Annotated in this window: 22 protein-coding genes; 6 read left to right on the plus strand and 16 right to left on the minus strand. The window is 64.1% G+C overall.

Translation table 11 applies throughout. From position 1 onward, the window contains the following. Positions 1-103 precede the first annotated feature (103 nt). Positions 104-589 (plus strand): MarR family winged helix-turn-helix transcriptional regulator, encoded by a 486-nt coding sequence (locus DUPY_RS08700; RefSeq protein WP_070247432.1) that lies wholly within the window; start codon positions 104-106, stop codon positions 587-589. Between the two features lie 9 nt (positions 590-598). Here DUPY_RS08700 and DUPY_RS08705 read toward each other — a convergent pair whose 3' ends face one another. The 7 genes from DUPY_RS08705 to DUPY_RS08735 form a co-directional block, all read right to left on the minus strand. Next, positions 599-1,300 (minus strand): ABC transporter ATP-binding protein, encoded by a 702-nt coding sequence (locus tag DUPY_RS08705; RefSeq protein ID WP_070247433.1) that lies wholly within the window; start codon positions 1,298-1,300, stop codon positions 599-601. Next, positions 1,293-2,048 carry an ABC transporter ATP-binding protein gene (locus tag DUPY_RS08710; protein WP_070247434.1) on the minus strand — a complete coding sequence of 252 codons (756 nt, stop codon included), beginning with the start codon at positions 2,046-2,048 and terminating at the stop codon, positions 1,293-1,295. The genes DUPY_RS08705 and DUPY_RS08710 overlap by 8 nt, the downstream gene beginning before the upstream one ends. Further along, positions 2,045-3,034, minus strand: a complete 990-nt coding sequence (locus tag DUPY_RS08715; RefSeq protein ID WP_443093056.1) for a branched-chain amino acid ABC transporter permease — start codon at positions 3,032-3,034, stop codon at positions 2,045-2,047. The genes DUPY_RS08710 and DUPY_RS08715 overlap by 4 nt, the downstream gene beginning before the upstream one ends. Positions 3,035-3,078: 44 nt before the next feature. Further along, on the minus strand, positions 3,079-3,945 hold the full coding sequence (locus DUPY_RS08720; RefSeq protein WP_070247507.1) for a branched-chain amino acid ABC transporter permease: 867 nt from the start codon (positions 3,943-3,945) through the stop codon (positions 3,079-3,081). Positions 3,946-4,061: 116 nt separating this feature from the next. Further along, positions 4,062-5,264 (minus strand): 3-oxoadipyl-CoA thiolase, encoded by a 1,203-nt coding sequence (gene pcaF / locus DUPY_RS08725; protein WP_070247508.1) that lies wholly within the window; start codon positions 5,262-5,264, stop codon positions 4,062-4,064. A gap of 11 nt (positions 5,265-5,275) precedes the next feature. Then, positions 5,276-5,923, minus strand: a complete 648-nt coding sequence (locus DUPY_RS08730; protein WP_070247436.1) for a CoA transferase subunit B — start codon at positions 5,921-5,923, stop codon at positions 5,276-5,278. Then, positions 5,920-6,585: a 3-oxoacid CoA-transferase subunit A gene (locus DUPY_RS08735; RefSeq protein ID WP_070247437.1), complete on the minus strand. Its 666-nt coding sequence runs from the start codon at positions 6,583-6,585 to the stop codon at positions 5,920-5,922. The genes DUPY_RS08730 and DUPY_RS08735 overlap by 4 nt, the downstream gene beginning before the upstream one ends. 144 nt (positions 6,586-6,729) lie before the next feature. On the opposite strand from DUPY_RS08735, the gene DUPY_RS08740 reads away from it, so the two are divergent. Further along, a complete protein-coding gene (locus DUPY_RS08740; protein ID WP_070247438.1) occupies positions 6,730-7,572 on the plus strand; it encodes an IclR family transcriptional regulator domain-containing protein in 843 nt (280 codons plus the stop codon). 63 nt (positions 7,573-7,635) lie between these two features. Here the strand turns inward: DUPY_RS08740 and DUPY_RS08745 are convergent, their stop codons facing one another. Further along, the gene (locus DUPY_RS08745) at positions 7,636-8,727 is read right to left on the minus strand and encodes a porin (protein ID WP_070247439.1); all 1,092 of its coding nucleotides are present in this window, start codon (positions 8,725-8,727) and stop codon (positions 7,636-7,638) included. A gap of 196 nt (positions 8,728-8,923) precedes the next feature. Here DUPY_RS08745 and DUPY_RS08750 point away from each other — a divergent pair, with 196 nt between their 5' ends. Beyond that, positions 8,924-10,111, plus strand: a complete 1,188-nt coding sequence (locus tag DUPY_RS08750; protein WP_070247440.1) for an ABC transporter substrate-binding protein — start codon at positions 8,924-8,926, stop codon at positions 10,109-10,111. A gap of 138 nt (positions 10,112-10,249) precedes the next feature. Continuing rightward, positions 10,250-10,432 (plus strand): DUF3606 domain-containing protein, encoded by a 183-nt coding sequence (locus DUPY_RS08755; protein ID WP_070247441.1) that lies wholly within the window; start codon positions 10,250-10,252, stop codon positions 10,430-10,432. Here the strand turns inward: DUPY_RS08755 and DUPY_RS08760 are convergent. Genes DUPY_RS08760 through DUPY_RS08770 form a run of 3 tightly spaced genes read right to left on the minus strand, consistent with a single transcriptional unit; the run spans position 10,402 to position 14,402 of the window. Beyond that, positions 10,402-11,931: a PepSY-associated TM helix domain-containing protein gene (locus DUPY_RS08760; protein ID WP_070247442.1), complete on the minus strand. Its 1,530-nt coding sequence runs from the start codon at positions 11,929-11,931 to the stop codon at positions 10,402-10,404. The genes DUPY_RS08755 and DUPY_RS08760 overlap by 31 nt on opposite strands. Before the next feature lies 1 nt (position 11,932). Then, entirely contained in the window at positions 11,933-12,262 is a 330-nt protein-coding gene (locus DUPY_RS08765; protein ID WP_229255293.1) for a hypothetical protein, read from the minus strand. 1 nt (position 12,263) lies between these two features. After that, positions 12,264-14,402, minus strand: coding sequence for a TonB-dependent receptor (locus DUPY_RS08770; RefSeq protein ID WP_229255294.1), 2,139 nt, complete (start codon positions 14,400-14,402; stop codon positions 12,264-12,266). 159 nt (positions 14,403-14,561) lie between these two features. Between DUPY_RS08770 and DUPY_RS08775 the strand changes: the two genes are divergently transcribed. Both DUPY_RS08775 and DUPY_RS08780 read left to right on the plus strand, forming a co-directional pair. Beyond that, positions 14,562-14,744, plus strand: a complete 183-nt coding sequence (locus DUPY_RS08775) for a DUF3606 domain-containing protein (RefSeq protein ID WP_070247443.1) — start codon at positions 14,562-14,564, stop codon at positions 14,742-14,744. A 104-nt stretch (positions 14,745-14,848) separates the two neighbouring features. Beyond that, positions 14,849-15,181 carry a coiled-coil domain-containing protein gene (locus tag DUPY_RS08780; RefSeq protein ID WP_070247444.1) on the plus strand — a complete coding sequence of 111 codons (333 nt, stop codon included), beginning with the start codon at positions 14,849-14,851 and terminating at the stop codon, positions 15,179-15,181. A gap of 36 nt (positions 15,182-15,217) precedes the next feature. On the opposite strand, the gene DUPY_RS08785 is transcribed toward DUPY_RS08780, so the two are convergent. From DUPY_RS08785 to DUPY_RS08805, 5 genes are all read right to left on the minus strand, one after another. Then, positions 15,218-16,132 (minus strand): alpha/beta hydrolase, encoded by a 915-nt coding sequence (locus tag DUPY_RS08785; protein WP_070247445.1) that lies wholly within the window; start codon positions 16,130-16,132, stop codon positions 15,218-15,220. A 9-nt stretch (positions 16,133-16,141) separates the two neighbouring features. Then, the gene (locus tag DUPY_RS08790) at positions 16,142-19,153 is read right to left on the minus strand and encodes a TonB-dependent receptor plug domain-containing protein (protein ID WP_229255295.1); all 3,012 of its coding nucleotides are present in this window, start codon (positions 19,151-19,153) and stop codon (positions 16,142-16,144) included. 91 nt (positions 19,154-19,244) lie between these two features. Next, positions 19,245-19,742 (minus strand): gluconokinase, encoded by a 498-nt coding sequence (locus DUPY_RS08795; RefSeq protein ID WP_070247447.1) that lies wholly within the window; start codon positions 19,740-19,742, stop codon positions 19,245-19,247. Positions 19,743-20,041: 299 nt separating this feature from the next. Beyond that, positions 20,042-20,287 carry a hypothetical protein gene (locus tag DUPY_RS08800; protein WP_070247448.1) on the minus strand — a complete coding sequence of 82 codons (246 nt, stop codon included), beginning with the start codon at positions 20,285-20,287 and terminating at the stop codon, positions 20,042-20,044. A 139-nt stretch (positions 20,288-20,426) separates the two neighbouring features. Continuing rightward, the gene (locus DUPY_RS08805; protein WP_070247449.1) at positions 20,427-21,149 is read right to left on the minus strand and encodes a siderophore-interacting protein; all 723 of its coding nucleotides are present in this window, start codon (positions 21,147-21,149) and stop codon (positions 20,427-20,429) included.

The raw sequence follows: 21,149 nt of genomic DNA on the forward strand, positions 1-21,149 counted from the left end.
CAGTACACTGAATGTCGTAAAGTATAGTCCTGAAAACGCGGAAGTAAACCTCCGCCTCCAACTCTTTTCATATTGCGCCGCACCAGCGACGCCGGGAAACGCCATGCCAGAAACCGAGAGCACCTTGAACGACCTGTACGAACACCCGGGCCACTTGCTGCGGCGCGCGCAGCAGATCTCGGTGTCGATTTTTTACGATGAAATGGGCAGCGAACTGACGCCGATCCAGTACGCGGTGCTGCGCAACCTGGCCGCCCATCCGGGCACCGACCAGGTGTCGCTGGCGGCGCTGACCGGCATCGACACCTCGACCGGCGCCACCGTGTGTGCGCGGCTCGAGGAAAAGGGACTGCTCGAGCGCAAGGTGATCCCGACCAACCGCCGCCAGCGCGCGCTCACCATCACCGGCGCCGGTGAGCAGCAGCTTGAAGACATGATCCCCGGCGCCCAGCGCCTGCGGCGCCGCTTGCTGGCGCCGCTGACAGGGCCGGAGCAGTTGCAGTTCATGGCGCTGCTGACCAAGCTGGTGCAGGAAAACAATGAACAGAGCCGGGCGCCGCTCACGCCCTCACCGAACAGCAGCAGGTAAAACAGGAGGTCAGGCCACTGCCACCAGCCGATCGAGCTTGTCGCCATCTGCCAGCAAGCTGGCGCTGTCCGAATCGTGCACGATGCGGCCGCGATCGAGCACGATGGCGCGCCTGGTCAGCGACAGCGCCAGGCGCGCGTGCTGCTCCACCACGATCACCGACATGCCCTCCTCTTCCACCAGCTTGCGGATCACCCGCACCAGGTCCTGCACGATGATCGGCGCCAGGCCTTCCATCGGTTCGTCCAGCAGCAGGATGCGCGGATTGGTCATCAAAGCGCGGGCGATCGCCACCATCTGCTGCTCGCCGCCCGAGAGCTGGTTGCCCATGTTGGTGCGGCGCTCGAACAGGCGCGGGAAGATCTGGTAGATCTTTTGCAGGTTCCACGGCCCCGGGCGCGCCACCACGGTCAGGTGTTCCTCGACCGTGAGCGACGGGAACATATGGCGCTCTTGCGGCACCCAGCCCAGGCCGGCGCGGGCGCGCTTGTGGGTGGTCATGCGGCCGATATCGGCGCCATCCCAGTGGATACAGCCGCCGTGCAGGCGCGTGAGTCCCATCAAGGTCACCAGCAGGCTGGTTTTGCCGACGCCATTGCGGCCCAGCAGCGCCAGACTGTCGCCTTCGTTCATGGTAAACGAGACGTCTTCCAGGACGATCGATTCGCCGTAGCCGGCCGTGACTCTATCAAGCTTGAGTAGTTCACGCATGTTCCGCCTCCCCCAGGTACACTTCCTTGACGCGCGGATCGGCCGCGATTTCTTCCGGCGTGCCTTCGGTCAGCACCTTGCCGCCCACCATGACCGTGATGCGGTCAGCGAAGCGGAACACCAGTCCCATATCGTGTTCGATGAACAGCACCGTGACGTCGCGCGGCAGGTTGGCCAGCACTTCGAACAATTCGCGGCTCTCGGCCGACGGAATACCGGCGGCAGGTTCATCGAGCAGCAGGATGCGCGGCTTGGTGGCCAGCGCCAGCGCAATCTCCACCAGCCGCTGTTTACCGTAAGCCATGCTGCGCGTGATGCTGTTGGCCTGGTCGGTCAGTTTCAAAGTGGCCAGCAGTTCCATCGACTCGGCGATCACGTCCGGGTGGTTGGCCACGGTCTTGTACCACACCGACTGCAGGCCGCGCCGCTCGGAGATCGCCAGCGCTACCGACTCCAATACCGTCATGCCGGCAAACAGGGTGTTGAGCTGGAACGTGCGCGTCATGCCGCGATGGACGCGTTCATGCTGCGGCAGCTGGGTGATGTCTTCGCCGCCGAAAAACACCTTGCCGCTGCTGGGCATGAAGCTGCCCGTCAGCAGGTTGATGAACGTGGTCTTGCCGGCGCCATTGGGGCCGATCAGCGCATGGCGCGCGCCGGGCTGGAAGGTCAGGCTCACATCGCTGTTGGCCAGGAACGCGCCCCAGCGCTTGGACAGCCCTTCGGTACGCAAGGTGATATCGCTCATGCCGCCCCCTTCTTCGATTTGAAACCGCCAGCCAGTTTTTCCAGGCCACCGAGGATGCCGCCGCGCGCGAACAGCACGATCAGCACCAGCAGCAGGCCGATATAGAACTGCCAGTACGCGGGATTGAGACCCGAGATGTAATCCTGCGCCACCATGAACACGGCCGCGCCAATGAGCGCACCGTACAGGCGGCCGGTGCCGCCCAGCACCAGCATGATCAGCAGTTCGGCCGAACGCGGGAAACCGAGCGAATCGAGGCCGACGAACTGCGTGGTCTGCGCCAGCAGCCCGCCAGCGATACCGGCAATCACGGCCGACACAGTGTAGATGGCGATCAGGCGGCGGTTGACGTTGACGCCGAGCGAGGGCATGCGGCGCACGCCTTCGCGGATGCCGATCAGGCTCAGGCCGAACGGCGATTTGACCAGCCGGCGCAGCACCACGAACAGGATGAACAGCACCGCAAAGCTGTACCAGTAAGCCACCGTGCCATTGAGGTCGAATTCGAACTTGCCGAACAGGTTACCGACCATCATGCCCGACAGGCCATCGACGCCGCCGGTCAGCCACGATGCCTTGTTGGCCGCTTCGTGCAGCATCAGGCAGATGCCCAGCGTGACCATCAGACGGGTCAGATCCTGGCCGCGCACTACCAGGAAAGAGACGATGAAGCCGAAAATGCCGGCCACCACGGCGGCGGCCAGCAAGCCGCTGATCGGCTCACCCCACCCATGCACGGCCAGCAGGCCGGCGGTGTAAGCGCCGAGGCCGAAGAAGGCGGCATGCCCGAGCGAGACGATGCCGGCGTAACCGAGGATCAGGTCGAGCGACAGCGCGAACAGGCCGACGATCATGATCTGGCTGATCAGGACCAGGTAGCCTGGGAAGGCAAAGTAGGCGGCAATCGGCAGCAGCCAGAACACGATTTCCAGCGGCTTCCAGCGGTCGTTGGGCAGGTTCAGGTGCGCGGTCGGGATAGGCGTCATGGCGGTCTTCGCAACGTCAGGTTTCAAGGTGTCGGTCATGGCGTTCATGCCTTCCTCCGGATCAGGCCAGCGGGGAACACGATCAGCAGCACTACCATCAGCGCGTAGATCACGAAGGCGCCAATTTCCGGCACATAGTATTTACCGGCCACGTCGAACACGCCGAGAATGAGCGCCGCCACCAGCGGGCCCTTGATGGTGCCGGCGCCACCCACGGCCACCACCAGCAGGAAGTAAACCATGTACTTGACCGGGAAGCTGGGGTCGAGCCCCAGCACGTCGATACCGAGGCCGCCACCGAGGCCGGCCAGGCCGGAACCGAGCGCAAAGGTCAGGCTGAACACCAGGCTCACATTGATACCGAGGCCGGCCGATGCGGTCTGGTTATCGACGGACGCGCGGATCTGCGCGCCGAAGCGGGTACGCTCGATCAGCAGACCCAGGGCAATCGTCACCAGCACCACCACGCCGATCAGGAACACGCGGTAGGCGCCCACGTCCAGGCCGAGGATATGCACCTGGCCGCGCAGCCATTCCGGCAGCGTGACCGGCTGCTGGGTAGGTCCGAAGAAGTAGGTGGCGGCTGCCACCGACATGAAGGTGAGGCCAATCGAAAACAGCACCTGGTCGAGGTGGCTGGCCTTGTACAGGCGCCGGTACAGCAACCGTTCGAGCACCAGGCCCACCACCGCCGAGGCGATGAACGCCAGCGGCAGCGTGGCCAGGAACGGCACGCCCAACGCGGACAATAAAGTCACGCTGACGTACCCGCCCAGCATGGCAAAGGCGCCGTGAGCCAGGTTAATGAAGTTCATCATGCCCATCGTGACCGACAGGCCCACGCTGATCAGGAACAGCAGGCTGCCATAAGCGATGCCGTCGAACAGCACGCCAGCGAAATTGCCTAGCATGGCTGCCCCCATTTCATTTCCAGGCGCTCTGCGGCGCTGTATTGGTAGTGTTGGTTCATTTTGTCTCCTGCCATTCTCAGTCTTACATTCTCGGTCTTACATCAGATCACATCGTTTCAGACCTTTTCGATGATGATCGCGATGCCCTGCCCCACGCCGATGCACATGGTGCACAGCGCGTAACGCCCGCTGTGGTTCTGCAACTGCCAGGTGGCCGTGGTCACCAGGCGTGCGCCGCTCATGCCCAGCGGGTGGCCAAGCGCGATGGCGCCGCCGTTGGGATTGACGCGTGGGTCAAGGTCGGACAGTCCCAGCTCGCGCAGCACGGCCAGGCCCTGCGACGCGAACGCCTCGTTCAACTCGATCCAGTCCATCTGCTCGAGCGTGAGGCCGGTTTGGCGCAGCAGCTTGCGTACCGCCGGTACCGGACCGACACCCATCACGCGCGGCGCCACGCCAGCGGTGGCCATGCCGACGATGCGCGCCAGCGGTGTCAAACCGTGTTGCTGCGCGGCTTCGGCGCTGGCGATCAACAGCGCGCAGGCGCCGTCGTTGATGCCGGACGCATTGCCGGCGGTGACGCTGCCGTCGGTCCGCACCACGCCCTTGAGTTTTGCCAGCGCCTCGATGGTCGTGGCGCGCGGGTGTTCATCCTGGGCGAAGACCACCGGGTCGCCCTTCTTCTGCGGGATGGTCACTGGCACGATCTCGCGCGCAAATACGCCTGCGGCAATCGCGGCGGCGGCCTTGTTCTGGCTGGCCAGCGCGAAGGCATCCTGATCGACACGGCTCACATTGAAATCCGTGGCGACGTTCTCCGCCGTCTCGGGCATGGTATCCACGCCATAGGCATCTTTTAACGCCTTGTTGATGAAGCGCCAGCCCATGGTGGTGTCCTGCAGCGAGGCATTGCGCGAGAAGGCGCTGTCGGCCTTGCCCATCACGAACGGCGCGCGCGTCATCGACTCCACGCCGCCGGCGATGATCAGGCTGGCGTCGCCGGCCTGGATGGCGCGCGCCGCCGTGCCCACGGCATCCATGCCGGAGCCACACAGGCGGTTGATGGTGGTGCCAGGCACTTCGACCGGCAGGCCGGCCAGTAATGACGACATGCGCGCCACGTTGCGGTTGTCTTCGCCGGCCTGGTTGGCGCAGCCGTAGAACACGTCGTCCACCTGGTCCCACTGCACGCCGGGATTGCGTTCGATAAGGGCGCGCAGCGGCACCGCGCCCAGGTCGTCGGCACGAACATCTTTCAGGGCGCCGCCGTAGCGGCCGATCGGGGTGCGGATCGCATCGCAGATATAAGCATCGGTCATCATCAATCCTTTCATGGCAAGAGCGTGGCGCCGGTGGCCGCCTGCAGTTCTTCAAACGTCAGGCCCGGCGCCATTTCCAGCACCGTCAAGCCCTTCGGGGTGACATCGAGTACCGCCATGTCGGTGTAGATGCGATTGACGCAGGCAACGCCGGTGAGCGGATAGGTACACGCCTCGACGATCTTGCTGTCACCCGTCTTGGTCACGTGGTCCATCATCACGAACACCTGCTTGGCGCCGATGGCCAGGTCCATGGCGCCGCCCACGGCGGGAATCGCATCGGGCGCGCCGGTGTGCCAGTTGGCCAGGTCGCCATGTTCGGAGACCTGGAACGCGCCCAGCACGCACACGTCGAGGTGGCCGCCACGCATCATCGCGAACGAATCGGCATGGTGGAAGTACGCGCCGCCGGTGAGCAGCGTGACCGGCTGCTTGCCGGCGTTGATCAGGTCTTCGTCCTCGTCTTCCGGCGCCGGCGCGGGGCCCATGCCCAGCAGGCCGTTCTCGCTGTGCAGGAACACTTCGCGTTCGGCCGGCAGGTAGTTGGCCACCTTGGTCGGCAGGCCGATGCCGAGGTTGACGTAAGCGCCTTCAGGAATGTCCTGCGCCACGCGCGCGGCGATCTGGTCGCGGGTGAAACGTTTATTGGAATCGGTCATGCTGCCTCCTTGACTACCCGCTGTACAAATATACCAGGCGTGACGATCGCTTCGGGATCGAGTTCGCCCAGCGCCACCACGTCGCGCACCTGGGCGATGGCCACCTTGGCCGCCATCGCCATGATCGGGCCGAAGTTACGGGCGGTCTTGCGGTACACCAGGTTGCCCCAGCGGTCGCCGCGCAGCGCCTTGATCAGCGCGAAGTCGGCGTGGATCGGCGACTCGAGCACGTAGTGGCGGCCGTCGATCAAACGCGTCTCCTTGCCTTCGGCCAGCAGCGTGCCGTAGCCGGTGGGGGTAAAGAAGCCGCCGATGCCGGCGCCGGCAGCGCGGATGCGCTCGGCCAGGTTGCCTTGCGGCGTGAGTTCGAGTTCGATTTCGCCGGCGCGGTACAGCGCATCGAAATGCTGCGAGTCGGCCTGGCGCGGAAACGAGCAGATGATCTTGCGCACCCGCTTGGCCTTCAACAGCGCGGCCAGGCCGGTATCGCCATTGCCGGCGTTGTTGTTGACGATGGTGAGTTCGCGCGCGCCCTGCGCGATCAGCGCGTCGATCAGCGCCGACGGCATGCCGGCGTTGCCGAAGCCCCCGATCATGACGGTGGCGCCGTCGTGAATGTCGGCCACCGCGCGCTCCAGTGATTCAAAAGTTTTGTCAATCATCGTGTGCTTTCGTGATTCTTCTTGTGTCGGTTTGTGCGATAATCGAACTAATGATTGATTACCGCACAAACAGTGTATGACTTGCTCCGGCGGTGGTCAAGAAAAACCGTCTATCGAATCGATCGCCTGGATTAAAATCACGCCATGTCAAAAGCCAAACCAACCGAAACCGCCGCTGCCGTTGCCATTGACGAGGACCGCGAGCCCACCATCGCCGAGCAGATCGACGCCATGACCGATCCCAGCTTCATGACGTCGCTCGCGCGCGGCCTGGCCGTGGTGCAGGCGTTCAGCGATTCGCGCAAGCCGCAAACGATTGCCAACATCAGCCAGAAGACCGGCATCCCGCGCGCCGCCGTGCGCCGCTGCCTGCACACGCTGCGCGAGCTCGGTTACGTGGACGCGGAGCTCAACAACTTCTCGCTGCGGCCCAAGGTACTCACGCTCGGCTACTCGTACCTGTCCTCGACGCCGCTCACGGTCTCGGCCCAGCCTTACCTGAACAACATCAGCCGCACGCTCAACGAATCGAGCTCGCTGGCGGTGCTCGATGATGGCGAGGTGCTGTACGTGGCCCGCGCCGCCACGTCGCGCGTGATGTCGGTGGCGCTGAACACCGGCAGCCGCCTGCCCGCCTACTGCACCTCGCTGGGCCGGGTGATGCTGGCCCATCTGCCGCCCGCAGAACTGGACCAGTACCTGGCCAGCACCAAGCTGCGCGCCATGACCAAGAACACGGTCGTCAGCCAGAAAGGCCTGCGCGAGATCTTGGCCGGCGTGCGCGAGCAGGGTTATGCGATCAACGACGAGGAACTGGAACTGGGCTTGCGGTCGATCGCGGTGCCGGTTCGCGGCGCCTCGGGCACGGTGCTGGCCGCCCTCAACGTGGGCGCCCAGGCAGCCCGCGTGAGTGTCAGGCAGCTCGAGAAAGAGTTCCTGCCGGTGCTGCTGAAAGGGGCGCAGGAACTCTCCATCTTGCTGCCGTAGGCCATTTAACCGGGGCCATCGCGTCGTTGCAGCTCCTCGCCCTGCCCCCGCTTAAATGACCTTTTAGAATGAATGGCGCAGGCCGGCCATAACGCCATTCTGGGTTTTACCCACGCCGACGCTGCCGCCGGCGTCGAGCGCAATCGCCGACAGGCCGCTGTTCTTCATGCGGCCGATGCCGACGTAGCTGGCGGTGCGCTTGGAGAGGTAGTAGGTCAGGCGGGCCACCAGCATGGTGGCGTCGGCATTGCTGTTCTTCAGGTCGCGCCGCGCCACCTGGGTGTCGAGCGTGGTCAGCGGCGTAACCGGATAGCTCAGGCCCAGGTAATACAGGTCCGATTCCGACAGCCCGGTCACCGCGCGCGTGGTGCGGTCGACGACTCCGGCGCCGATCTTGCCCTCGCCCACCTTGACATAGCCGTTGACGGTCACGCGCTTGTCGCTGTTGTCGCTGCTGGTCAAACCGCCGGCCGCGCCGACGTTGCCGTACATGATGTCGTAGGACGTGTTCAGTCCCCAGGCCGGCGTCTCGTAGCCGAACAGGCCGGTGATCTGGCGGCAGGCCTTGGCGTTACCGGCCACTTCGCCGGGGCATCCAGTCGCTGCCGGGCCGCCGGCGGCCGATACATCGCGCCCGGTGCTGTAGGTGGCGCCGATCACGACGTTGTTGAAGTTGCCCAGGTAGCCGATGGCGTTGTCGCTGCGGGCGTTCGGCAGGTAGGGGTCGATGCTGCCGATGGCGAACAGGTTGGGGCCCATCACGTCCGACTTCATGCCGGCGATATAGGTCATGTTGATTTGCCGGCCGAGGGTAACAGTGCCAAAGGCGCCTTTCAGTCCTACCGACGCCTGGCGGCCGAACAGGCGGTTGCCCTGCCCCATCGCGCCGCTGTCCATGGTCAGTCCCGCTTCGAGCGTGAACACCAGTTGCAGGCCGTCGCCGAGGTCCTCGGCGCCGCGGAAACCGATCCGCGACGGGAAGGAGCCGGTCAGCGATGGCATCTTGGTGACCGAGTCGCCGGCGGCGTTGGCGTTGGTGGTATGGACCACGCCGGTGTCGAGCAGTCCATACACCGTTACGCTCGATTGGGCCATCGCTGCGGACGCACCTACGCATGCCATCAGCGCCACCGCGCCACGGATACTGTTTTTCATTGCTGTCTCCTGTTGGTTTTATTGTCTCTTTATGAGCATGTGCGATTATCGAACAACTGGTTGTTAATCGCACATAAATTCGATACTATGATTGTCGCGCGATGATGTCAAGCTGCCTGATATCATGACCGGGCGACGATGCAACGTTATGAACCGCGCCACGCCACGTATTTCATAGACAAAAACAGGAGACGGCATGAACAGGAAAAATTTTGTAAAGACTGGCCTGACCACGATCGCGCTGGCCGCGCTGACGCTGACCATCGGCCCCAACGCCTATGCGCAGGACACCATCAAGATCGGCGTGATCGCGGCGTTCTCCGGTCCCTTTGCCGACTACGGCAAGCAGATCGAGGGTGGCATCAAGGCCTATATGGCACAGCACGGGGCCATCGTGGCCGGTAAAAAAATCGAGATCATCGTCAAGGACACCACCGGCCCGGCGCCGGAAATCGCCAAGCGCCTGGCGCAGGAGCTGGTGGTGCGCGACAAGGTCGATTTCCTGGCCGGCTTCGGTTTGACGCCCGAGGCGCTGGCGGTGGCGCCGATCGCCCAGCAGGCCAAAAAGCCGATGATCATCATGAACGCGGCCACGTCGTCGATCACCACCAAATCCGACTACATCGCACGGTTTTCGATGACACTGCCGCAGGTCTCGGCGCCGATGGCCACGTGGGCTGCCAAAAACAATATCAGGAAAGTGGTGACCCTGGTGGCCGACTACGGTCCCGGCATCGATGCGGAAGCCGCCTTCAAGGCGGAACTGGTCAAAGGCGGCGGCACCGTCACCGAGGCTATCCGCGTGCCGCTGCGTAACCCGGAGTTTGCGCCGTACATCCAGCGCATCAAGGACGCCAAGCCCGACGCCGTGTTCATCTTCGTGCCGGCCGGCGAACAAAGCATCGCCTTCATGAAGGGCTACCGCGAGCGCGGCCTGGCCGCAGCCGGCATCAAGGTCATTGCCACCGGCGACCTGACCGACGACCACGTGCTGCCGGCCATGGGCGACGCCACGCTGGGCGTGATCACCACGTTCCACTATTCCGCCGCCCACAAGTCGGCGGAAAACGCCGCCTTCCTGAAAAGCTTTGCGGCCACCAATCCGGGCGGCGGCCGGCCCAACTTCATGGCGGTGGCCGCCTACGACGGCATGGCCGCGATTTACGAGGTGGCACGCAAATTGAACGGCAAAATTGATGGCGACCAGGCCATGGCAGTGCTCAAGACGATCAAGCTGGCCAGCCCGCGCGGCCCGATCGCGATCGACCCGGCCACCCGCGACATCGTCCAGACGGTTTACGTGCGCAAAGTGGAAAAGGTTGGCAACGAGGTCTACAACATCGAGTTCGACCAGTTCCCGAACATGAAGGATCCGGGCAAATAAGCAACACTTGTCTGATGGCTCTGCCGGTGTCAACCGCCGGCGCACTTCGTGCGTTAAGGGTATGTCTCGACACCGAATGCCAGCAGTGGCACAGTAGTACGGCTGAGACACCCTTACGCAGAATGGAGCTGGACGATCATGCAAGCATATTCAAATACCAATGCCACCGTAGCGACCCGCCAGGGTTTCATCAATCCCAACCACGTGCAGGAAGTGCGCTACTGGGCCGAGGAATTTCATATTCCGCCCGCGCGCCTGATCGCAGTCGTGCGCGAAGTGGGCCGCAACCTCTACGAAGTGCGCAAACGCCTGGCAATGTAAGCGGCGCCCAGCGCCACGCACAGCAACATAGTATCGACTCCCGCGACGCCCACGACCCCGGCGCCGCCAGGCTGGCCCTGCACCAGGGCTGTCAACAAATGACCGCCGGTCGTGGCCCAATTGAGCGCCACCGACAGTACCGCCAGCACCCCGATGACCATCGCCTGTTCGCGCCAAGCGGCGCGGCCGCGCCACCACGCGTGCGCGAACGTGACGACCCACGCGCCGTAGAACGCCTGCACTTCGTGCAGGGCGCTGGCCGCCGCATTGTCACCCAATATCGGCAGTAATCGGTTGACCACCATGAACACCAGCGTGGCCAGCACGATGCCGGCGACGCTGCCGATGGCCAGTCCCTCCACCACGCGCACGCCGGCCAGTCCCTTCTTCGCGTGCTGCGCGCGCCGCCCTTCGATCCAGAACAGGAAGCCGGTGCAGATCAATACGCACCCGGCCAGGCCGCCAGCAAAGTACAGCCAGCGCAGCAGCGCGTGGTCGAAGCGGATGAAGTGCATGCCGGAGATGAAGCGCTGCGCCGTCATCACCGGCCCCGCCTCGAAGCGCGCCAGCACGCGGCCCGTTTGCGCGTCGAAGTAAATCTGGTCCAGGTTCATGGTGACGTCGCCGGCGTACGACCGGCGCAGCTCGACGTAGCTGTTGGCGTCTCCCGGATGAAACACGCGCACGAAGTACGGCGCACCGCCGCCCCAGGTTTTTTCCGCGGTCGCGCGCATGGCGTCGATGGAGCCCAGCTGGCCCGGCGCCCTGGCCGGCTTGCGCGTGTACTTGCCGTAGGCCTCGGCCATGAACGTGGCCTTGGCCTTGGCGCCCTCGCCGTAGGCGCCCGCGTGCAGTTGCGGGAAGTAGATGGTGATGAAGATGATCAGGCCCGTGAGCGTGATCATGAAGTGAAACGGCAGCGCCACCACCCCGGTCAGATTGTGCAAATCGAGCGCGCTGCGCTGCAGGCGCTTGTGCGGCCGGAACGTGAAAAACTGTTTGAAGATTTTCTTGTGGATCACCACCCCGGAGACCAGCAGCGCCAGCATGCTCATGGCGGCCAGGCCAACCAGCCATTTACCCAGGTCCAGCCACTTGATGTGCAGCGAATAGTGGAACGGCACCAGGAAACCGGTGGCCGCATCGGACTGCTGCGGCGCCAGCAAGGTGTGGCGATTCGGGTCGATCAAGCGGCCATGCTCGGCGCCGTCGCCACCGCGCCAGGTCAGCTCGGCCACCGGGCTGCGGCTGGTGGGCAGGTCGATACGCCATTGTTTGGCGCCGGCCGGGATTTCGGCCGCTGCCGTTGCCGCCAGCCGGTCCAGCGACAGCGGCGCGGTCGCAACTGCGATGCGGGTTTGCGGCAGCATCCAGCGATCGATCTCGCTGCCGAACACGCTGAGGGTGCCGAACCAGAAGATGGCGAACAGCAGGCTGCCGATGATCACGCCCGCCCACGTGTGCAGCAGCGCCATCGACTTGGTAAACGTGCCGCCCATGTCAGGCCACCGCCCACCAGAGCAACGCCAGCAGCGCCGCGCCAGCGGCCAGCGCCAGCCACAGGCGGACCACGCTGCGCACCGCAAAAGCCCACAGCGCCAGTACTAGGTACACCACGAAGCCCAGCATGGCGCACAAGGCTACCGCCTCGGACCGCGCCATGCCGGCGTGCGCGAGCGCGGCGCTGCACGCCGCTACGGCCAGGGCAGTCACTGCATAGCCGCCGGCAATGGCGCCGACAATACGCAATGCCATGGACGGCCATGCCGGCAATTGCGTCGCGCCAGGCGAGCCGGCGCGGGCGGCGGGGTTGGCGCCGGGCTGCGTCACGTCAGAACCGCAGCGCGTAGCCGAGGCTCAGCGTGCGGCCACGGCCCGCAAAATAGCGCTTCGGTTCGATCAGCGCGCTTTGCGAGTAATAGGTGATGTAGTCCTTGTCGAACAGGTTGGCCACCGACAGGCGCAGTTCACCGTTGCCTTTACCAAGCTTGTAGCTGGTGGTGGCATCGACCAGCGAATAGCCGCTGAACTCCTTGGCGGCCTCGTCGAACGACTGGCTGAACGCGTGCTGCGCCTGCACGAAGGTGGACCAGCGGTCGTTCCAGTCGGCGTTCCAGGTGGCGATCACGCGGTTGGGCGCCACGTTGAGGCCATCGAGCTTGCCGTCGAGCGATCCATCGGCGTTGGTGTCGTAGCGGCCCTTGGTGTACGCGTACGACACCTTGGCCCGGTGCGCGGCGTTGATGCGGTAGGCCGCGCCCAGGTCCAGGCCCTCGGTACGGGTTTTCTCGCGCGCCATCATGAAGGCGCCGTTGACGGCGATCACGCGGGTGCCGAAGTCGGAGTTGGCGCGGAAGTAAGCGGCGTCCAGGTCCCACGCGCCCTTGTGGTAACGCCCGCCCAGTTCCACGTTGCGGGTCAGGATAGGCGCTAGGTCGCGCATGTTCGCGACGCTCTGCCCTGGCGTGTTAATCGAGCGCAGCACGCGGCCGATGTCGGGCATGCCGAAGCCTTCCGAGTAGCTGGTAAACAGCGTCAGGCCCGCAGCCGGATTCCATACCAGGCCGGCGTTGTACAGTTCTTCGCTGAAATCGAGCTTGCCGCCCTGGACCAGCACGCGGCGGTACTGGGCCAGGGTGCGGTAGGTGTCCACCGTGAGGTCGGCCTTTTCCTTGCGCGCGCCGGCGTGCATGGTCAGGTTGTCGAGCAGCTTGTACTCGCCCTGGGCGAACAGCGAGTAATTGCGGTATTCGGAGTTGGGCACGTAGGTGCGTCCGGTCAGGTACAGGTCCTGCTTGCCCTTGTCGAACAGGGTGTCGAAACCGACGGTGAGCTTCAGGCGGCCATTCAGCAAATCATCACGGCCCAGGCCCACCTTGCTGCCGTATTTCGACGCCACCGAGCGCGACTGGTCGTACAGGGTGCCGGTGGGCGCGATCAGCGGGTCCTGGAAGGTGGCCGAGATGTCGGCGCCGAACAGGCCTTCGAACTCCTGGTTGAAGATCATCGCGGTCAGTTCCATGCCGGCCAGGTTGGCGTGGCGGTAGCTCAGGCTCGACGTCCACACGTCGTTCCACGGCGGCGTGCCTTCCGGCGTGATCTTGACCGAGGTGCTGGGGATGCCCAGCGTGCGGTCGCCCGCCACCACCTGGTAGTTGGCCTTGGACTTGATCTTGTAGCGGTTGACCGACAGCTGCAGGCGCTGGTTGTCGTCGAACCAGTAGCCCAGTTTGACCAGCGCGTCGTAGCTGCGCGAGTCCATCAGGTCGCCCTGGGTGGTGTCGGCGCCGATCGAGCGGCCACGGCCGTCGAGGTACAGTCCCTGGTCCTCATAGCTGAGGCCGAACAGGTATTCGAACTTGTCGTTGCGGCCGCTGACGTTGTACGAGGTCTTGTAGTTGGCGGTATCACTGCCGACGTCGGTGGTGGGCAGCGTGGTCTGCACCTCGAACGACTGGTTGACGGTACCCTTTTGCGGGCGCTTGGTGATGATGTTGATGGTGCCGCCGGTGGCGCCCAGGCCGTTGATGGCGTTGGCGCCCTGGACGATCTCGATCCGCTCGACCATCGAAAAATCGATGGTGTGCGCTTCGCGGCCGGTGGGACGCATCGGGTTCGATTGCGGCACGCCGTCCACCAGGATCAGCGGCGTGCGGCCGCGCAGCGTCTCGCCCGAGCCGTTCATCTTGCCCCGGCTGGGCGTATACGACGGCAGGATACTCGACAACACGTCGGATGAATTGCCGGAAATGGCCAATTGCTTCTCGATGTCTTCCTGCTTGATGATGACCACCGTTTGCGGCGCCTGGTTGGCAGCGATGTTGGAGCGCGAAGCGGCGACGATCACGGTGTTGGCGTCGCTTGCATCCTGGGCCTGGGCTTGGGCGGCAGGCGCAGCCCAGGCGGTCAGTGCGGTAGCAACGAGCACGGCAAACGCGCGGGGGTTGGGCGCGGAAAACGTAGATTTCACAGCAAGGCCTGATGGTAATTGAGAATGATTGCTATTATCGTGATAGCTTGGCCTTGCGTCAAGAAAACATCCGCTATATTCAGTTATGTGAGCAACTGCACGGAGTGCTGCATAATAAACTGACATCATGATCGCCCCAGGAATTATCGGACAGACATCATGAACACCCAACAACACAACAATACCGGAGACTTCCGCCACCAGGCCTACATCAACCCGAACCTTGCCCAGGCGGTGGCATATTGGGCGCAGGAATTTCGCGTCACGCCATCGAAGCTGATCGCCGTGGTGCGCGAAGTGGGACGCAATGTCGGCGAGGTGCGGCGCCAGTTGTCGCGATAAGGTGTCGCGCCGGGAAGGCGCAGACACCAGTTTTAAGCGGTGATATGATTGGGGTCAAGGCATATGCGATGCAGCCAGGTCAGCATTGTCGATTGGAGGATCCCATGACCACGATACCGTTCGACACCCTGAAAATGATGGAGCGCCTGGAAAGCGCCGGTTTTACCAGTGCGCAGGCCAAAGTCCAGGCTGAAGTTCTTGCCGAAGTCATCGGCAAGGAATGCGCCAATGTGGCCGAGCGCTATTCGAGCAAGCAGGACGTTGCGCAGGAACTGAGTGGCGTCAAGGCCTCGATTGAGTCGCTGGGTACGACCCTCAACCTGAAAATCGACCGCAGTGCTGCCGAGGTCAAGAGCGAGTTAATCCGCTGGGTGGTCTCGGTGGGCGTGCTGCAAATGGCACTGATCGCCGCCTTGATACTCAAGCTCACACGCTAAATACCTGCCATCCCGCACTTGCCGGGATGGCCGCCGTTACTTCACCACCGCCGGCGACGGCACGCCCGCCTTGCCCCCACCCGGCACCAGCCAGCCCCCATCAGCGAGCCAGTCGGCCAAGCGGTCCGGCCAATGCACATCGGACAACCGTTCCGAACGCTGCCCCATATTGAATGCATGGTCGGTATCGGCATACAGGTGCAACTCGGCCGACACGCCGGCCGCGATCAGCTGTTGATACAGCGCGATCGACGGCGGCGCGCAGCACTTGTCGTTGGAGCCAGCCACGATGAATGCCGGCGGCGCGGCGGTGGCGGCCGTCGCCGGCACGCCCAACGGCCCCGGATACACGAGCACCTGGAAGTCCGGTCGGGCGCTATACCGATCCACCGCATCGGGCTTGCCGGCAGGCGCCGGTGCGGCGTGGTCGGCCACCAGCGTGGCCAGTTCGCCGCCGGCCGAAAAGCCCATCACGCCCACCCGCTGCGGATCGATCTTGTATTCTGCCGCATGCGCCCTCACCCAGCGCACCGCGCGCCGCATATCGGCTGCCGCGTCGCGCTCGATCGAATACGTGGAACCTTCGTCGCGCGCCAAACGGTACTTCAGCACGAAGGCGGTCACGCCCACCCGGTTCAGGGCCCGCGCCGCCACCATGCCCTCGTTCATCCACACCAGCATGCGATGGCCGCCGCCGGGAGCGATGACCACTGCCGCGCCGTTGGCGTGACGCGGATCGGCCGCCACCACCGTGACCGACGGATCGTGGATGTTGGAGACGTAGGTATCGCGCACGGTCTCCGGTTCGCCGTGGCGGCGCTCGGCGCCAGGCGCGCCGTCGGGCCACAACAGGTGCACGGGACCGGCAGCCGGCTGGGCAGCGGCCACCGCGCACCACGTCGCGCACCACAGCGACGCCGCCAGCCAACCGAGCTTCAATGCGAGCCGCATGCCGTCCCCTTAGAAGTTGTAGCGCATACCGGCGCGGTACACGCGGCCCAGCACATCGTACAGCTGCGGGTTGATGCCGAAGCTCAGGTTGGTCTGTGGCGCCGGCGCCGGATTGACATCGCCGATATTGTCGATCTTGAAGAAGCCGGTCAGCTTGTCGCTGAACTTGTAGCTGCCGCCCAGGTCCACGTAGAACGCGCCCTTCATCTTGTTGTCGGCAATGGTCGGGTGGATAATGGTGGAAACCGGGCAATCGGTCTGGCACTCGATGTACTCGTTGCTGTACACACCCTTGCTGATCCAGCGCTGGGACAACGTCAGGCTGTACTTGTCGGTATCCCACGACTGCGAGGCCAGGCCCTTCCAGCGTGGCGTGGTGCCGAGGTTGGCGCCAGCGCCTTCCGATGGAATGGTGCCCACCACGCCCGGATCGGTCAGGAAACTGATGTTGCGGGTGACCAGTGCACGCAGCGTCAGGCGGCCCGGCAGGCCCCAGTCCTTCAGGTTCATGCGGTAAGAGCCTTCCAGGTCGTAGCCCTTGCTGCGCAGCGAAGCGAGGTTGAATGCCTGCACCGTGACGAAGTTATTGGTGGCTACCGGATTGTTCAGCGAGACGGCGCCGCAGATTTCCTGGTTGCCGGCCGCGCACAGATCGACTTCCTGCTGCGCGGTCAGGGCCGAGATCACGCCATCGACCTTGATGTCGAAGTAATCGATCGAGGCCGAGAAGCCCGGCGCCCACGACGGCTGCGACAGCACGATGCCGACGATGGTGTTGCGGGCGATTTCCGGACGCAGGCGGGTGTTGCCCACAGTGCGCTGCTGGATCGCCACCGTGTTGCCCTGGCTCTGCACGATGTTGTTGACGACCACCTGCGCCGCATACAGCTCGCTCAGGTTGGGCGCGCGCACGTCCTTGGACGTGACCGCGCGCAGGCGCCAGCCGTCGAGGCCGGTTTTCCAGCTGGCGCCCAGCTTCCAGCTCTCCACGTTGCCCGAGGTGCTGTACTTGGTGTGGCGGTCGGCCAGGTTGACGTTGGCCTCACCCCAGGTGGCCGATTTGAGCACCGGCACATTCAGCTCCACGTACGCTTCCTTGACGTTATACGTGCCCTGGGCGTTGTGGTAGTTGCCGGCGTACCAGTTGTTGCCCACAGTGTTATTGAGCAGCGGGTCGGCCGGGTAGTCGGCGGTGTTGGGGCTGTCGGCAAAGATGCCGTTGCCGTAAGGGTCGCCGGTCACCTTGTAGTGCTCGCGACGGTACTCGGCGCCGGTGGCGATCGCGATCGGGCCGGCCCACGACGAAAACGCTTCGCCGTTGAAGTTGATGCTGGCCACGTCCTGGGTCTGGCGGGTGTGCTGCTGCGGGCCGTTTTCCGGCGCGATGTAGCGCCAGGCGGCCTGGTCCACCGGCACGTCGCCGATGATGTTGAACGGCCGGCAGCCGGCAGCGGCGGCCACCGCATTGCGGCAGACGATGCTGCCGTCCGGCGCGCGCACGGCGTCGATGGCGGCGTTATAGCGCGCATTGAGCGTCATGTCGTGGACGATGATGTCGGTGCGGTTGACGCCGTGTTCGGCATACGTGTCGTACGACCATTCCTTGCCGCCCAGCTGGAACTTGCCGTTGGCGCCCACCACCACCCGCTTCATTTCACGCGTCGGATGGACGTTGATGTTTTGCGGGAACACAGCGTTGGCGGTGCCGTACTGGAAGCTGGTGATGTTGTTGGCAGCGCAGGCGGCAGCGATGGATGCCGGCAAATAGGGGTTGTCGCACTGGATAGTCAGGTTGGCGTTCTTGGCCGCGCCGGGATTGGGCGAAAACTCCGATTTCACCTTGCCGTAATTGGCAGTGAAATAGATTTCGTGGTCGGGGCTGAGATCGAAGCCCACGCGGGTGTAAGCCACCTGGCGCGTGAGGTCCATGGCCAGGTTGGTGCCGGCGCCCACGCTGCCGCTCAGGTCACCGCCCACGCAGAACGGGTTGACGCAGTTGGTGACCGCACCAGTGCCGGTCGGCACGCCATTGGAACCGTAATTGAACTTGTACGGCTGGCCATTGGCGCCGAACGCCGTGCCTTGCAGCGGGCCGCTGGTGATCAGGCCGAATTTCGAATACTGGTATTGCTGCGCGTGTTCGATCGCCGTGTACTGCGGCTTGCCGTCGTTGGTCTGGCTCAATGGCCGCACCTGGAAGGCCGGGTTCTTGTACCAGTTGCGGCCGTTCGGACCCACTTCACCGAAGCCCGGCGATTCGATGCCCTTCTCGCGGCCGTATTCCGCGCTGGCCGTCACGTGCAGGCGATCGTCCAGGAAGGCCTTGCCCCAGGCCGCTTGCAGCGAACCGTTCTTGTCGTCGTGGTACTTGGTCATGCCGCCTTCGACATTGGCCTTGAAGCCCTCGAATTTTTTGTCGGTGATGAAGTTGACCACGCCGCCGATGGCGTCCGAACCGTACGAGGCCGAGGCGCCGCCGGTCACCACGTCCACCCGCTTGATCAGCAGTTGCGGGAACTGGCTGACGTCGGTCACGCCGGTGACGTTGGCGCCCACCACGCGCTGGCCGTCGAGCAGGGTCAGGGTGCGGATCGCACCGAGGCCGCGCAGGCTCAGCGAACTCAAACCCTGCACGCCGCTGCTGGTGCTGTTGGTGCTGGTGGTGCGGCCGGTGCTGCCTTGCAGGGCCGGCAATTCGGCAATCGCATTGAACAAATTGGGCTTGGCGGTCTTGGCCAGGTCGTCGGCGCCGAGCGACGTGGTGGGCGTCGGTTGCGTGAAGCCGCGTGCGGCGATGCGCGAACCGGAGACGGTCACCACGTTTTCCTGCGCCACTTCGGCAGCCGGTCCCGGGGCCGGGGCCGGGGTCGGAGTTGGGACCGGTGTCGCTTCGGCAGGTGCTGCTTGCGGCTCGGCGGCGGCTTGCTGCGCCTGGGCCGACAGGGCGAAACAGGCACAGGCGCTGGCCACGGCCAGGCGCATGATGGTTTGACGGGTTGGGGTTGGGGTTGGATGTTGCATGGTGTCTCCGATCTTCTTTTGTTTGTGTGCGTTGTCCGCGCGGTACTATTGACGGTCCGCTGCTGTGGTTATGTTTTGATGCCTGTTACAGTTATTCGTCGCCCAGGATGCGCGCCACCAGCTGCTCCGGCGCCACCGTGATCGAGAGCGTCACTCCCGCCTCGTCGGCCTGCAGCGGCTCCAGGTCGCGGAACTGGCTGTCGAGCAGCGACGGCGGCATATAGTGGTCATGGCGCGCCTGCATGCGGGCCGCGATCAATTCGCGCGGGCCGTCGAGGTGGGCGAAACGCAGCGCCGGGTCGCCAGCACGCAGCAGGTCGCGGTAGCGGCGCTTGAGCGACGAGCACGACACGACCAGCCCCACGCCCTCTTCGGCCGCCCGCCGCAATTCCGCCTGCAGGGCCAGCAGCCAGCCGGCGCGGTCGTCGTCGTCCAGCGGCAGGCCCGCCGACATCTTGGCCACGTTGGCCGGCGGGTGAAACTGGTCACCTTCGACAAACGCTACTTGCAGGCGCGTCGCCAGCGCCTGGCCCACGGTGCTCTTGCCGCAACCACTCACGCCCATCACCACCCAGCGCACCACGCTCATACTCGCCACCAAGTTAGCGCTAACATTTCCATTCTCAAAACCGATGATTGCATGTGCTTGACTCTGTTCATTATTGGGAAAGATGGTAGATGACGCCGGTAGATCAAAAGTTAGCGTTATCATTGCTGACTGAACTTTAACGGAATGGCGGATTTTGTAAAGATTTATCCGTATTGCGTCGCAACATACGAGGGATCAGAAAATGCCGGGAACCATGGCCGCCACCCGCGCAGGATGGGGAAACGCCACGGCGCCGTCCACCTGCCTGGGTGGCCGCCGTCCGTGGCAAAGCAACAACATCACAACATGAATTTATAACGCGACGCTTCTTCGGCCAGCGCGTGTTCATCCTTGCCACGCAGGCGCCCCATGTTGCGGCGCTGCGCCGGCTCCGACAGCACGCGGTTGATGACCGGTTCCAGCACGCCGCGCCCGCTCAGATAGGCGGCGGCACTGGCCGGTCCGTTCTTGTCCGCCAGCTCGATGCCGGTCTGGACGATTTCCGACGATACCAGGTCGGGACGATAGGTATGGCTGCTCGACATCGTGAATCTCCTTGAAGAAGGCCTCGATTGTCGCACTACCCACACCGCGCACAAGCGCGCAATCTAACGTTTCGGCAATAATGCAACGACTTTATTTTGCTCCTTGTTATTGCCCGGTTTTTGGACGTGTCCGCCTGTTCTACTCCAGATTCTCGTGGTGGCCCAGGGCGCCTTCTTTCCAGTACGCCGAAATGCGCGCCGCCTGGCGCGGAAAGGCTTTCTCCACGAACACAATGTCGCGCACCTGCTTGGCAACTGCCGCTTCGCCGGCAAACCAGACGAAGCCGTCACCCTCAGGCAAGGACAGGTCGCGCAGGGCTCGCACCAGTGCTGCGGCATCGGCCACGATGCGCAATTCCACCGTGGCGGCGCTGGTAAAATCGAGCTGCTCGGCCGCTTGCCCCGTCACCAGCACCTGCACTTTGACGCCGGCCGGCAATTCTTCCAGGCGGCGGCGAATCGCCGGCAAGGCGGTGTCGTCGCCGGCCAGTAATTGCCATTCGTAATCCATCGGGATGATCATCGAGCCGCGCGGGCCGGCGATGATGGCCGGCTGGCCCACGGCCACGCCGCGGGCCCAGTCGGAAGCGGCGCCCTGCGCATGCAGCGCGAACTCGATGGTCAGCTGGCGCGCGGCGCGGTGGTAGCGGCGCGGCGTGTAGTCGCGCATCACGCGTTCGCCAGCCACTTCCTGCACGAACTTGACATGGTCGTCATAGGAGGACGAGACGAAATCGGCCAGGCTCTCGCCCTCGAATGTTACGCTAACGAAATCCGGCGCCAGTTGCTCCACCTTCGCCACCGTCACCTCGCGCATCCGGGTTTCGTGACGCACGCGTTGTATGCGATTATTCTCACTCAT

The sequence above is a fragment of the Duganella phyllosphaerae genome (genome assembly GCF_001758785.1).
Taxonomy (GTDB): Bacteria; Pseudomonadota; Gammaproteobacteria; order Burkholderiales; family Burkholderiaceae_D; genus Rugamonas; species Rugamonas phyllosphaerae.